Source organism: Shewanella sp. SM55 (assembly GCF_025654025.1).
Classification (GTDB): domain Bacteria; phylum Pseudomonadota; class Gammaproteobacteria; order Enterobacterales; family Shewanellaceae; genus Shewanella; species Shewanella oncorhynchi.
Genome location: NZ_JAKKRS010000024.1, coordinates 21,580 through 35,219, shown reverse-complemented (window position 1 = coordinate 35,219; position 13,640 = coordinate 21,580). Strand labels below are relative to the sequence as shown.

Annotated in this window: 16 protein-coding genes; 10 read left to right on the top strand and 6 right to left on the bottom strand. The window is 42.9% G+C overall.

The window, feature by feature from the left end:
* The first annotated feature begins 354 nt into the window (after positions 1 to 354).
* The 6 genes from L5L91_RS22130 to L5L91_RS22105 all read left to right on the top strand — a co-directional run bounded on the left by L5L91_RS22130 (position 355) and on the right by L5L91_RS22105 (position 4,408).
* Complete coding sequence (locus tag L5L91_RS22130) at positions 355 to 507, top strand: hypothetical protein (protein WP_226871935.1); 153 nt, start codon at positions 355 to 357, stop codon at positions 505 to 507.
* A 626-nt stretch (positions 508 to 1,133) separates the two neighbouring features.
* Positions 1,134 to 1,391, top strand: a complete 258-nt coding sequence (locus L5L91_RS22125) for a type II toxin-antitoxin system Phd/YefM family antitoxin (RefSeq protein ID WP_263237808.1) — start codon at positions 1,134 to 1,136, stop codon at positions 1,389 to 1,391.
* Between the two features lies 1 nt (position 1,392).
* Positions 1,393 to 1,740, top strand: a complete 348-nt coding sequence (locus L5L91_RS22120; protein ID WP_263237806.1) for a type II toxin-antitoxin system RelE/ParE family toxin — start codon at positions 1,393 to 1,395, stop codon at positions 1,738 to 1,740.
* A 156-nt stretch (positions 1,741 to 1,896) separates the two neighbouring features.
* Positions 1,897 to 2,301 carry a LexA family protein gene (locus L5L91_RS22115; RefSeq protein ID WP_263237805.1) on the top strand — a complete coding sequence of 135 codons (405 nt, stop codon included), beginning with the start codon at positions 1,897 to 1,899 and terminating at the stop codon, positions 2,299 to 2,301.
* Positions 2,302 to 3,558 carry a Y-family DNA polymerase gene (locus L5L91_RS22110; protein WP_263237804.1) on the top strand — a complete coding sequence of 419 codons (1,257 nt, stop codon included), beginning with the start codon at positions 2,302 to 2,304 and terminating at the stop codon, positions 3,556 to 3,558. It begins immediately after the preceding gene.
* Positions 3,559 to 3,817: 259 nt separating this feature from the next.
* Positions 3,818 to 4,408 carry a tetratricopeptide repeat protein gene (locus L5L91_RS22105; RefSeq protein WP_263237802.1) on the top strand — a complete coding sequence of 197 codons (591 nt, stop codon included), beginning with the start codon at positions 3,818 to 3,820 and terminating at the stop codon, positions 4,406 to 4,408.
* 87 nt (positions 4,409 to 4,495) lie between these two features.
* Here L5L91_RS22105 and L5L91_RS22100 read toward each other — a convergent pair whose 3' ends face one another.
* Genes L5L91_RS22100 through L5L91_RS22080 form a run of 5 tightly spaced genes read right to left on the bottom strand, consistent with a single transcriptional unit; the run spans position 4,496 to position 6,958 of the window.
* Entirely contained in the window at positions 4,496 to 4,702 is a 207-nt protein-coding gene (locus tag L5L91_RS22100) for a hypothetical protein (protein WP_263237801.1), read from the bottom strand.
* Positions 4,703 to 4,747: 45 nt separating this feature from the next.
* Positions 4,748 to 5,266, bottom strand: a complete 519-nt coding sequence (locus L5L91_RS22095; protein ID WP_263237799.1) for a metal-dependent hydrolase — start codon at positions 5,264 to 5,266, stop codon at positions 4,748 to 4,750.
* Entirely contained in the window at positions 5,253 to 5,498 is a 246-nt protein-coding gene (locus L5L91_RS22090) for a hypothetical protein (RefSeq protein ID WP_263237797.1), read from the bottom strand. Before L5L91_RS22090 ends, L5L91_RS22095 begins: the two co-directional genes overlap by 14 nt.
* A 13-nt stretch (positions 5,499 to 5,511) precedes the next feature.
* Positions 5,512 to 6,231 (bottom strand): hypothetical protein, encoded by a 720-nt coding sequence (locus tag L5L91_RS22085; protein WP_263237796.1) that lies wholly within the window; start codon positions 6,229 to 6,231, stop codon positions 5,512 to 5,514.
* The gene (locus tag L5L91_RS22080; RefSeq protein WP_263237794.1) at positions 6,221 to 6,958 is read right to left on the bottom strand and encodes a hypothetical protein; all 738 of its coding nucleotides are present in this window, start codon (positions 6,956 to 6,958) and stop codon (positions 6,221 to 6,223) included. Before L5L91_RS22080 ends, L5L91_RS22085 begins: the two co-directional genes overlap by 11 nt.
* Before the next feature lie 298 nt (positions 6,959 to 7,256).
* Here L5L91_RS22080 and L5L91_RS22075 point away from each other — a divergent pair, with 298 nt between their 5' ends.
* From L5L91_RS22075 to L5L91_RS22065, 3 genes are read left to right on the top strand one after another with little or no spacing between them, the layout of a single operon-like run.
* Positions 7,257 to 8,033: a ParA family protein gene (locus L5L91_RS22075; RefSeq protein ID WP_263237792.1), complete on the top strand. Its 777-nt coding sequence runs from the start codon at positions 7,257 to 7,259 to the stop codon at positions 8,031 to 8,033.
* A gap of 17 nt (positions 8,034 to 8,050) precedes the next feature.
* A complete protein-coding gene (locus L5L91_RS22070; protein ID WP_088587040.1) occupies positions 8,051 to 8,356 on the top strand; it encodes a hypothetical protein in 306 nt (101 codons plus the stop codon).
* Between the two features lie 26 nt (positions 8,357 to 8,382).
* A complete protein-coding gene (locus L5L91_RS22065) occupies positions 8,383 to 8,772 on the top strand; it encodes a hypothetical protein (protein WP_263237790.1) in 390 nt (129 codons plus the stop codon).
* Positions 8,773 to 9,074: 302 nt separating this feature from the next.
* Here L5L91_RS22065 and L5L91_RS22060 read toward each other — a convergent pair whose 3' ends face one another.
* Entirely contained in the window at positions 9,075 to 9,941 is an 867-nt protein-coding gene (locus tag L5L91_RS22060) for a RepB family plasmid replication initiator protein (protein ID WP_263237788.1), read from the bottom strand.
* A 1,176-nt stretch (positions 9,942 to 11,117) separates the two neighbouring features.
* Here L5L91_RS22060 and L5L91_RS22055 point away from each other — a divergent pair.
* Complete coding sequence (locus L5L91_RS22055) at positions 11,118 to 13,559, top strand: hypothetical protein (RefSeq protein ID WP_088587038.1); 2,442 nt, start codon at positions 11,118 to 11,120, stop codon at positions 13,557 to 13,559.
* The last annotated feature ends 81 nt before the right edge of the window (positions 13,560 to 13,640 follow it).

Below are 13,640 nucleotides of genomic sequence, written 5' to 3'. Positions count from 1 at the left end.
GGTGGTTTTTTTCGTTCGTTTGTTGAGGTATTAAACTGGCTGCAGTTCTGGGCCTTTAAAGCGTCCCACACGTTGTAAATAGCACCGTTAGCGTGGGGAAACGGCTTTGCGGGCTCATACAGTTTTTAACAAAGCGTTAAGAGCTATTCTCAACGTTTGGCATTTCCTGTTCAACGTTGAGTTTAGTGTTTATTAGGCTTGCGTTGCTTACATCTTTATTCAGCATTAGCTATAAATTTCCTAATGGTTGTGAAGCTAGAACTTATGCCTGTAAATCACTCAATATCAGTCGATTATGTCCGATGTTATTGCTTGGTTATGTGGAAACTCAATCAATAGGTAAAGAGCTACAGCATGGTTTTGAGGGCAATGGTTACGGCGAATCCACCGGTGCCGCTGCATGTGATCAGTCAACTCATGGGCCATAGCGACAGTAAAACCACGGAAATCTATCTGCAGGTGCTGAGTGAAGAACGGCACAGCTTAGTGATGAATGCCTGGGGATAAATCGTTATTTTTTTGCAATGCAAAATTTTTATAGCGGTTTTAAGTTCAATGAGGTGTATATCGATGGGGGGGGTGAGTGAGTGAAATGGTGGTGTTTTAGCGATCCCGTTTGACGGCATTTATTGCTTTAATTTGTACAATGAAATCTGAACAATGAAAGCGTTACAAAGCTTGATGTGTCGCGCTCTAGGTGAAGTTTTTAATTTCACCTAGAGCGCAAGGCGCGGGGGGATAACAGGGGAGTGCTCGTGATGCGGAGAACCCCGCGTCGTTGTATCGCCCGACTGGAAAATATGAGAAAAAATAAAGGGAAAGAGGGCTTGCCACGCATTAACGCCTAGTTTTGAGATGTAATAATGGTGCTCGGTATTGGAATTTTCCAGAGACATTTAACGGGCATTTTTTGCATTGCAAAAAATGCCCGTTAAAAATTTACTATAAAAAAATAGCGCAATTCTCATAAAATCAATTTTGAAAAAGTAACAGTTTCAAGTAACTCGACTGCCATTTGTATAAGGGCAGTCTATATTTGGTCTTAATTTAGTCTTTTTGTTTGTCTGTGATATGATTACGACCATAGTCAATATGGCTACTTTATTCTCTACCAATCAGCCAGGCACAATCCTATGAACATAGAAACAATTAGTTTTTTGAAAAAAAATGCTGCGAATTTGCCACTCGATGAGCCGATGATTATTACTCAAAATGGTGTTCCTGCTTACGTTATTGAGTCAGTAGCGGATAGAAATCGACGCGATGAAGCGATAGCTTTACTCAAGATGGTCAGTTTTGCGAAAAGTGATCAACAAAATGGTCGAACAATGTCATCAAGTACTTTCAAGGAACGCTTGGCGGTTCGTAAGCTCGCGTTAAAGGATAAGTAGTATGTCTGTGGTGAGACTTGAATATACCAAGACATTTGAAGATACCGTAAATAGTGCCATATCTCACTATGCTCAGTGGAATGAAGAGATTGCTGTGATAGAGAGAATTGAGGCCGTTATTGATGCCTTTGAAGCTTCCGTTACGCAAAATCCTTTTAGCCATTCACTATGCCAAGAGTTAGTTGAGCTTGGGGTTACTCAGGTAAGACATGCGATAAAAGAGGATTTTAGAATATTGTATGAGGTTAGCTACGTTAGTGGCGAAGTCCTGATTACAGTGTTACTTTTTTTGAGCCAACGACAAAGTATACAGAATCAGCTGATCAATCACTGCTTAGTGTATAAGTGATATCTATTTTTATGTATATCAAATGTAATACATTTATTTTATATGATTATGTTTTTAAATGATTTTATTTTAAGTCGCTAAATTATTTTTAGAGCTTGTGTAAATTAGATGACTTGCTAAAATTAACTGTGTATTTATACAGTTAATTGGTGTGTTATGCGCGTTATTCCTATTCCTGCCCAAGCGGGTATTACCGGCTTTGAAAGCCCCGCGGCTGAATATACTCAGCTTGGGCTCAGCCTTGATGAATTGCTTATCACCCATCCTAGTGCCAGTTTTTTATGCGTAGCGCAGGGGGATTCGATGCAAGGCGTAGGGATTTATGATGGTGATGTATTAATCGTGGATAGCCATGAGACCGCCCGTAATGGTGATGTAATCGTCGCTAATTTTAACGGCTTGTTTGTCTGTAAGATCATCGACATCCAAAGGCGTTTGCTGTTGTCGTGTAATGAACAATATCAAGCAGTACTGGTTCATGAATACGATGAATTTAGTATCGAAGGCGTGGTGATCCGGTCGATACGTTGTCACCGCCCTAGTTCGTTGCTGTGTGCTTAAATGTTTGCCCTTGTTGATGCCAATAGTTTTTACTGCAGTTGTGAGCAGGTGTTTCGGCCCGATTGGCGCGGTAAACCGGTTGTGGTGCTCAGTAATAACGATGGTATGGTCGTTGCAGCCAACCGTCAGGCTAAAGAAGCGGGTATCCCTAAATTTGTGCCCTACTTTCAAATACGCGATCTTTGCCAGAAAAAGGGCGTGATTGCGCTATCGTCCAATTATGAATTGTATGCCGATTTGTCGGCCAAAATGATGCAAATCATCGGGCGCTTTGCGCCCGAACAATACGTATATTCGATTGACGAATCCTTTCTCTCTTTTAATCGCTGTTATCCCGCCATTACGTGTTTAAAAACGCACGCACAAGCGATCCGTCGCACTGTGTGGAAAGAGGCTCGTTTGCCGGTGTGTGTCGGCATAGGGAGCACCTTAACGCTCGCAAAAATAGCTAATCATGCCGCGAAACAAATACCTGGTTATGCGGGTGTCTGTGTTATTGAGTCTGAGCAGCAACGCCTTGCTATATTACAGCAAATGCCAGTGGGTGAAGTGTGGGGTATTGGTCGGCGCTTGTCGGCCAAATTAACCCTAATAGGCATTACTACGGCGGCGCAATTGGCGGCCATGCCGCCAGGGCTTGCCCGTAAACAATTTAATATTGAACTCGAGCGCACTGTGCGCGAATTAAACGGCCAAGTGTGCAAACAATGGGATGAAGCACGGGCCGATAAGCAGCAAATATTTTCAACTCGCAGCCTAGGCGAGCGCATTACCGATATTGATGCCCTGCAGCAAGCACTGTGTAAGCACGCGGGGATCGCTGCCGCAAAAGCGCGGCAACAAGGCTCAAGCTGTAAAAGTATGTTGGTATTTGCCAGTAATTCGCCACACGATGAGCGGCCTGTGAGTTATAAAGCCGTGGTGCAGTTTCCTTGCCCCACAGCATCCACGGCAGAGATCACGGCTGCAGTATCGCGAGTGTTACCACAAGTTTTCCGTTCTGGTGTGCGTTATTACAAAATTGGCGTGGGGTTAGTTGAGTTAATGCCTACAAAGCATATTCAGTATGATTTGTTCCATGCTCCCACTGAGAATCCCGCACTGATGCAAACTTTTGATAAGTTAAATCAACGCTACGGTAGTGATTGCATATTCATGGCGGCTCAAGGTATTGAGCATAAATGGGCCATGCGTAGAGATAAATTAACCCCTCAGTACACTACTAAGTGGATGAATTTACCGAAAGTGCAGTGTTAGCCGTTAATATTTTTGATTGCAAAAACATGATTTTGTAACTTTATCAAGTTATTTGGCTAGCAGTATCGAGCTCCGTTCTAATTGCATCGGTAAGAATATGGGAAAAATCCGCCCTACGTTTCACCAAATAAAGCCAACGCCATGGCAAATCTAAAAGCGCGCAATCTAAGCGTCTAATTAACCGAACAATAAGACGGTATAATGGGGATCGGCAAAAGCGCTAGCGGGAACACAAACATTAATCATAAAATCAACGACAATGTTAACTAAATTACTCATCTGGACTGATATGAAAACGAAATGGAGTTTTATCGCAGTTGCATTAACTGCCTTGCTAAGCGTGACGCCAGCGGCTGTGCAAGCCAAGGATTGGGCGAAGGTGCCTTTAGTGGAGGTGAAAAAAGCCGCTGAGCAGGGCGATGCCGCTGCGCAGAGCTTCCTCGGGAGTCTGTACCGCTACAGCTTGCCGATGGATTACAAGCAAGCGTTGCACTGGTATACAAAAGCCGCTGAGCAGGGCCATGCCGATGGCCAGTTCGGCCTCGGGAATATGTACCGCCTAGGCGACGGCGTGCCTCGGGACTACAAGCAAGCGTTGCACTGGTATACAAAAGCCGCTGAGCAGGGCGTTGCCATGGCCCAGTACTTCCTCGCGCGTATGTACCGCCAAGCCAACGGCGTGCCGCGGGACTACAAGCAAGCCTATGCGTGGTACTCAGCCGCGGCCGCTAACGGATACGAAAGCGCGCTCTCCTCCCGCGATGACATGGCTAATCTTCTCTCGCCAGACGATTTAATTTCTGCGCAGAAATTAGCAGCTGAATATTTTGAGAAGTCTCAGCCCAAATAACTACTTTACGTTTGAACAGGTGCGGCAATCCCGCGCCTGTTCGCTCCACGTTTCACCAATGCTATTTGATAACTTAACATAATCAAGTTATTTGGCTAGCAGTATCGAGATCCGTTCTAGTTTGTGATGATCGTTGATATCGATTTCGGCTACTGGATGGTTTAAATCTTGATGGCAAAGTTGCCAGAATTTGCCATGTTCGACGAGATAGTAACCCCTTGGGTTAAGATCTAATATACATAAATTCATACAAACAGAACCATTGACTAAGGCACAAATCTGATTGCAGGACATACACTTCCTTTGTGGTTTATGTATTTCAAATGTAATACATTTTAATTATAAGATTCTGAATCTGTTCTGTTTCCATTCGTATGCATCTATAATTCCATTATCATAAAAACCAGCCCAATCGTAGAAGAACGGAATAAAGCCGCTATCCCCGAGTAGTTTTATAAACAAAATGCACAACACGACAACGGCAAAACTAATGGCATATTCCACTGGATCACCAGTGCGAAAGCGCCCCCCGAACAAGTGAAAACGCCGGTCGCTGTAAGGCGAAAATGGTACGCCAGTGACTGTCATGGCATCGGTGATAATATGGGAAAATCCGCCCCAAGCGAATGCCGTTAGCATGCCTTGATAATCAAATAAAAAGGTTGTCGCGAGTGCAGCAATAAGCCAATGTGTCAAAATATGCGTTACGCCACGATGTTTAATATGGCGGCCAGTGAGTTTCACTACCCATTCCATCCAATCGGGCGCGGTTGCACCTATCACGGCCGGCGCTACATGGATCGGTGAGATCACTGCACAAATGCTACCCGCGATAAGTGTATGGTTAATCCACTTCATCGAAGTAGCACCATTTATTTGTATTACTATCGTAATACATTTCTTTGACTAAAGGTGTTGTATTTCCTTGTTTATATTGACTTTCTGCAATATTTGTTAAGTCGCTTAAATCATCGATACATTGCATCGGTATAGTGTCTGTGAGTATTAGATAAATATAAATACCCATCATTCCGCACAATGTTAGGCTGGCACTGGCGATAATCACTCGTTTCCAACGCATGGTTTTCATTGCGTTCCCTCGCTTATTTAGATTTAGGTAAAAAGGCTATTTGCTTTAAATAGTCATTGAGCACAGGGGCTTTTTGGTTGTCACACATCGCAATTATCGCAAGGCGAAATTGCACCGCTTCCGCACTGTACTTGGTTACATTACGCTGTGCTTCTGCGACTTTTTCCATCATGGTGATTTGTTCTTCGGTTGGCGCAATACCTTTACTCACTCGTACAATAGCTCTGGCTTCCAGTGCCATATAAAGCCCTATTTCCCGATAAGCAAAATTGCGATTGGCTAGCGCCTGGGCAAAACCAGCTACGGCTTCAGCGGTGCGCGTTCGGCGCAAATATTCGCGATCTCGTGCCCTGCTATCTTCACTATCCGAAATCAACGGGATCTTACCTACAACACCAATATAGTGTTCACTTAATTCCGGCCAGCCACTGGTATCGTATTGATCACTCACGCGTCGGTAGCCTGCGACTAAATCCACATCGACCTTAAATTTGGATTCTTCGGGGTAACAGTTAAGTGCAGCGATATAGATAGAATCAGGATCGATTTCAGGGGCGGGTAATAATGAAGGAATGGGATCTTGATATTGGGTATCGCCCTGCAGCCGTGGCACTTCAAACGGCCTAATATCTGGCTTCTGTTCTTTGTCATTCCATGGATCACGGGCATGCGCTGTATTGCTTAATAAAATGCCACTTATCCACAAAATCTGTGCATATCTTTTAATCAGCACGGGCGGCTCTCCGACCGGTACCAAGCATTTGGAAACCACCGAGGACAATGGCAGCTTCCCAAACGCCAGCCGCAGCAAAGCCCACAATCAGCATCCACATCAACACTTTGGTTGAATCATAACTGGCATCGCTTTCGAGGCGGGTTCGCTTGGGCGCGCCACGCTCAACAATCGTTCTCAACGTTGGCGGTAAGCGATTTTCGGAGCTGCAGCTAATGATCCAGTATTTGGAACCAAGCACGCATTGACGGGCGACCTGCAATTTACGGCCCGTTAGCCGGTGTGCATCATCGAGGAACAACAGCGTTTTAGTGGCATGGAGGTAATTACTCAGGGCTTCTAATTTGTGTTTTTGACTGAGTTTGTACCATTTACGCGGTGGTTCATCGGCCGCTAATGCCCGTTCACATTCCACTTCGGCCCACCAGGCTTCCACATGCGGGGCATCAATCCAATCGGTGATCGGTTCAAGGGCGCTCAAATACAGCGGTTCTTCCTGGATTTTTGCGCCCCAAATATCGGCCCAATTTTCATAAAGTCGCACTAGCCAGCGAGTTTTGCCCGAATCGTGAGCGCCTTCGATTAAGTGATTTTTTTGCCGCGACAGGCTGGTTTCGGTGCGTTGGCTTGATGGGGCGAAACGGCGGGGCGCATCGACGATAAGCGCGTGTTTATAAGCGGCACCGTTGGCACGAGGGGCTGTGCTTTTTAGCTTAAGAAAGCGCATAGGCTGCATCCTTGCATGTTCGGGTGTCCCGTGTTTATTTTCGTTCAAAAATTATAAATTTTTGCGAAGCATAAGGGGGGACAAAAAACACCTTCTATAAGGTTAGAGCAGGATCGGAAACTGTGCTAAAAAAACGTTCGTTAATTTCGCGCAGTAGAATGACGGGTTCTAGGCATCACAAGGGATATAGGTTGATTGATGTATTACATTTGAGATACAACGAATTTTAGACGGCATAACTATACATAATGATTTTAATGTATTACATTTGTCCTACATTTTTAGTTGAGGGTGTGCTGTGAAAACGCTAGCAGTGATAAATCAGAAAGGTGGCGTCGGCAAGACCACCACAGTGATCAACCTATCCGCGCAATTAGCGCATGAAGGTAAACGGGTGCTGGTGATTGATTTAGATCCCCAGGCTAACCTATCCGTGGTATTAACGGGCGGTCAATTTGAATTTGAACACTCGATAACTGATGTATTCGAGTCCTCGAAAAAGTGCCCCATTCAACAGGCCATTATGCCAGCGCAGTCCAATGGTGAAGCGATTCCCAACCTGTGTATTTGCCCAACGGATATTCGCCTAAGCCGCGTGATTGAACAAAGCCTCACCAAAGTTCACCGCGAACGCATTCTGTTAAAGCAGCTTGAAGCTATCGCCAGCGATTTTGACATCGTGATCTTAGATTGTCCGCCTAACCTAAGCCTGACATCGGTTAACGCCATGATGGCCGCCGATATGTTCCTGATCCCCGTCGATGGTGGTTCATTTTCATTAAACGGCTTAGCCGATTTACTCGATGCGCTCGAAGAAGTGAAAGAAAGCGAGCAGGTCAACTACGCGGTATTCCGTAATGAATTTGCCAAGGCCAATAAGCTAATTAACAACTTTCTCGACGAGCAATTAGCTTCGCTTGAAGGCAAGGTATTAGCGACCACAATTCGCCGTTCTGAGGACGTCGGCCAAGCCAGCGTCAGCGGTCAAACCTTACTGAATTACAAGCCTAGCAGCCTTACGTTAGCTGATTATAAGAGCCTGGCTAAAGAAGTCATGCAACGTCTTAATGTATAACAAGTGTAATACATAATATGAGTAAATTAACTGGTGTGACAGGATTGAACAGACGTAAGTCTGTTAAAGAGTCCCAAGAAAGCACAAAGCCACAAGAGAAAATCACCACGGTTTCCACCCGCCGCAATATCACCACTGGCACTTCACCGTTGCCATTGCGCTTAACGGAAAACGATAGAGCCGATTTGAATTTATGGCTCGAAGCCCTAGAGGCAGAATCGGGTAAAAATATCACTGCAGCTAAGCTGTTCCGTGGCCTGATCAGCATGCGCGATAAGATCAACACCAAGGCATTGATCCGTGCGATTAATGATGTGACTTGATGTTCAGCTGTCTCTAGGAGTTTATTTTGCTTACAGATAAAGACGTAAAACGGCTTTTTGAATCAGAATTTCAAGCTCTCACAGATCGCTTTCATACCATTGAAATGTCTATCCATGCCGCTAGGTACGATGGTAGTTCAGAAGTTAATGCACCTGGTGTATATGTCTTTTGGCACCCCACTCTAGGCGTTGTTAAAGTAGGTAAAAGCCAATCAAACTCAAAGAAACGCGCTCTGGAGCATCTTAGAGATAACACTAAAAAAGGAGATGTTGAAATGACTAAACTTGGGGAGGATGTCACCAAAATTTTGTTGTTTAACATCATTAACGCTAAGGATTTACATTGGATACTTAGCCTTGAGGCGTTTTTAGAATGGAACGCTAAACCGATTATAAATTCTGCGAGAATGGGGTAACGCTGTTTTTTGCCCTAATTTTTTAGAGTTGATTAAACACCATTTTGAAAATGTTACTTTATCAAGTTGGTGAGCTTATAATGGCTGCAGCTATTCATCATTTTTTCAACTTAAAGCATAAAATGTTTTCAATGAAAACTGCGGTGTTTTTCTCCTCGTAGTTTTCAATGAAAACTGCGGTGTTTTCCTCCTCGTAGTTTTCAATGAAAACTGTATTGGAAGGACTTTTATAGGCTGAACGATTTGGCTCAAGGCTATAAATGATACTTCTCGTAATGGTTATGTTTTCAAAAGAGTGTACTTTAAATCGCTGCTTCTAGCTTTTTATAACGCTGATTAATCAGATAGTATTGCTTACCGTTCATGACTGCGAAGCTGCCAGACAGGTAGCCAATCGACTCCAACTTCTGAATACCAGTCTTAATCTTCCTATTTGCTTCTTTTTTGGACGTATCAAGCCTCAAACGCTCTCTAAGGCGCTCAAAGGAGACGGGGTGAGGATTCTCGGGTAAAGACGTGAAATACAAATACAGGCACTGTGCGACCTCTGCACGGGGCAATTTTTCCAGCACTCGCAGATTAACCAACACTTGGTAGTCTAACAGAAACAGATCCCACAGGGTTTCATCGGCCATAAGCTCAACAATATCGGCTTCACCGTTATACATGGCTCGCAATAACATTCCCGTATGCACGGCTTTTTCGGTATTGTTGCGCCTAAATGTCAAACTTTGGTTTTGGATGCGCCCGAGCGAATCCCCGATCTGTTTACGCAGGTTTTTATCAAAACGCCGGCTGGGATAACCGCAAAACTTAGCGAACTCTGAAAAGGTCAGTTTGATCGTGTTGGAGGAATAACCGTACTTACTGAACACCAGTACAATACCGCACCACACCTTAAAATCGGTTTCGATATTCAGCCTTTGGCCCCTGACGGTAACTAGGTCATAGCCTTCCTTTTGGCAGATATCGAGGCTCACTAGATCGTTACTGAGATCTTGTGCTTTAACATCATTCGGATTTGTTCTACGGCCTGCGGGCGTAAAAACGCCTGTTCTGAGCAGAACATTAGGCTGCACACTGGTTGTGCTGCTAATCGTTAGGGGTTTACCTCTGTAAAGGGTTTCGGTAACAGGTATAGGTAATAATGCATTTTCAGTTCGAACCATGTGCGCCACTTATGCTAACAACCCAATTAGAGTACACCTAATTGTGATTGAGTATCGTTGTTTGATTTTTTGTAGCGTACATCAAAATTCGCATAGCAATTTCTTTCGGAATTTGAATTTAAATTCTTCTTGTTGGTGAAAATTTTACCCACTCGGCATACACCATCGGCCCTCATTCAAGCCCAATGAAAATCCACTTTGGTGTTTAGGTTTAATTTAAAGGGACAAATTTCAGCATATTTACGATTAGTTTTATTGAACAATGAAAAACTGCGGCATAGCGTGTGAAATAATTTTTAATGAAATTTGTTTAAGCTTTTGATTTTATTAAGTATTGTTTTTATGGCTTTTTGGGGCAAAAAACGGTTATGTACCCAATTAGAATACACCAATCTTCGTTGAAAGCCTTAGTGTACTTGAGTTGTAGCTATTCTTGGGTTTTTGAGGAGCTTAAAGATGGAGCATACTGGCTCTAAGTTGTGCAAAACAGTTAATTTTTGCGCAGTAATAACAGTCCCAGAGGTTTCTGCGTCCCCAAAAGAGCAAAGATAATTCTAACTGCCAATGCAACTTCATCGATAAGGCAATTCGCCTTGCTTGAAGGTAAATTATTAGGGACCAAGATTCGCCGTTCTGAGGATGTCGGCCAAGCCAGTGTCAGCGGTCAAACCTTACTGAATTACAAGCCTAGCAGCCTTACGTTAGCCGATTATAAGAGCCTGGCTAAAGAAGTTATGCAACGCCTTAATGTATAACAAGTGTAATACATAATATGAATAAATTAACTGGTGTGACTAGATTGAGTAGACGTAAGTCTGTTAAAGATTCACAAGAAAGCCCAAAGCCACAAGAGAAAATTACCACGGTTTCCATCCGCTGCAATAGCAGCTCGCCGGTGCCATTGCTATTAACGGAAAACGATAGGGCCGATTTTATGGCTCGGAGTCCTAGAGGCTGAATTGGGTAAAAATATCACGATGGCGAAGTTGTTTCGTAGCCTTATCAGTATGCGCTTTGGGTTAACGAGTATTTGCCCCAATAGTGAGTTAAGAAGGCTTCAGCACACATTTTTAAGCCAGCTTATTTGACCTAGTTTTTCTAATCAAATTATTATGCTATTGGTGCTTTTCTCATGTGTACAAATTTTAAATAGCCTTATGTTACTAAGGATGGAAAATGAACGATCTACATCAGGCTCGACAAGTCCTTTTTGAGCTGGCTGAGAAGTATGGAAAGGCAGATATTAAGAATGAAGCACAAACTCGTTTTCATATAATAGATAGAGTTTTGGAAGATTGCTTTAACTGGAAAGACGATATTGAAGTTGAGAAGCATGAGTCAAAAAATGGCTTTACTGACTATGAATTAGGAAAACCAAGAATACTTGTTGTAGAAGCTAAACGAGAAGGTACCCCATTTGAGATTCCTGCGGGTCTATCACTAAAGTTGACTATTCCGATTCAATCTCTTTTCGAAGCTAATACAGCTCTTAAGGAAGCTATCGAACAAGTGCAGATTTATTGTGCTAGACGAGGTGTTCCCTTGGCGCTTGTTACCAATGGTCACCAATATGTAGCTTTTCTGGCTTCTCGAACTGATGGTGTCGATGTTTTTGATGGAGATGCGCTAGTTTTTACTTCACTTGATCATATGCATCATCACTTCACGCAAGCTTGGAACTATTTATCAAAAGCTGGTATTGAAGAGAATAGGCTTTTTAGATTACTGACTACTGGTGATAAAAGGCTTCCAAATAAGCTTTCGAGCCAATTGGTCGATTATCCAAAGATTAGGTATCCAAGTGAAGTACAAGCTTCACTTAAACAGCTTTCTGAGTTGTTCATACAAGATGTAATGGATAACCCTGAGCTAGAGAGTAATTTCTACAAAGACTGTTACTGCGAAAGTGGTGCGTTAAATAAATATGCTTTACTCAGCAAGAATGTACTTGAGGCAAGGTACGCTGCAATCTTTAGTGCATCAGAAGAGCAACCATCAGTTCAACCTGTAAAATCCCAAAAAGGCTCAAACTTCTCGCCTGATATCGTGGCGGAAGCATTGTCTAGGCGTCCTATAGTTCTGATAGGAGATGTGGGAGTCGGAAAAACATCATTCGTAAAGAATTTAAGGCATAACAGCGCACACGAAGAGTTTAATAAGGCTATTTATGTCTACATTGACTTAGGTGCAAATGCCTCTCTCAATACAGACATAAACTCATTTATTTTAGATCAGATTGAGCATCAATTACTTACACAATATGAAGTTGACACCTACGATAACAATTTTATTCATGGGGTTTATGATAGTGAAATTCGAAGGTTTGCCAGAGGCTTATGGGGAGCTTACAAAGATTCAAACCCAGAAAAATACCAAGAAAAGCTTATAGAAGAACTAGCAAACCTTGTAGAAAACAAAAGCAACCATATGAAGCGCTCGGTAGAACATATTGCGAAGGGGCGGAAAAAACAAGTCATAATTTGTATTGATAATGCTGACCAACGAGACTTCGACATTCAACAGGAAGCTTTTATTATTTCCCAAGAGCTAGCCAAAGAATGGAAAGCTACTGTATTTCTGTCTGTGCGACCACAAACGTTTTATAAATCTAAACGTTCAGGTGCGCTAACAGCTTATCCACACAAAATCTTTACCATCTCTCCGCCACGTGTAGACCAAGTTGTGGAAAAAAGGCTACGGTTCGCAGCTAAATTAGCTAGAGGAGAGCATGCGATCGATTTACCTTCTGTTCGATCTGAAAATTTAGCCTTATTCTTGGAAGCATTAGTTCGATCACTACAAAATAACAAAGAGCTAAACGAGTTTTTAACGAACATTACTGGTGGCAATATTCGTGCGGTAATAGAGTTTGTGACTGGTTTCATAGGATCTCCGAACGTAGAGGCGCAAAAGATAATTGATATAATGGAGACGGAAGGAGACTATCGAATTCCTGTACATGAGTTTTCTAAACAGGCCCTTTTAGGTGATTACTCTCACTACAGTCCAGATACATCAATTTCGATGAACGTGCTCGATATATGTAATGCAGATCCAAATGAACACTTCTTAGTCCCAGTTGTTATTTCGTATCTTGATACGAAAGGGGGGCATTTGGACAAAGATGGGTTTTGTAGGACAGAAACTTTGATAGAGGAATGTCAAAATGCTGGCTTTACAACAAATCAGATAGAATCCGCATTGAGGAGAGCAACGAACAAAAAGCTGATAGAAACCTCGCTAAGAGTTACGTTTGAAGAAGACGAAGATAGTAATCTTATAGGAGACATGCCAGATAGTTTTAGGATAACTACTATCGGTGCGTATCATATCAAGAGGTGGCTTGGTGAATTTGCATATCTTGATGCGATGCTGTTTGATACACCAATAATGGACGAACTTTCCAGAAGCGAACTAATAGCAGACATATCATGTCTAACAATTGCGAGCAGATATGCAAGAACAACCATTTTTAGAGAGTATTTGAGAAGTTGCTGGCGAGCTTATAGTAGTGCTCCCTCATACTTCGACCTTGAAGAGGCATTTTCATTGGGAGATGATAGTTTCCAAAGGGTTCATAAAGCAATCAAAAAAAACCAAATGGATGAGAATAAGTAATCTGTACTATCTTTGTACTTGAACTGAAGAAATAAGTTGGAGATGTTTTCCAACTTATTTCTGTCCCGAGGCTTCATAGAC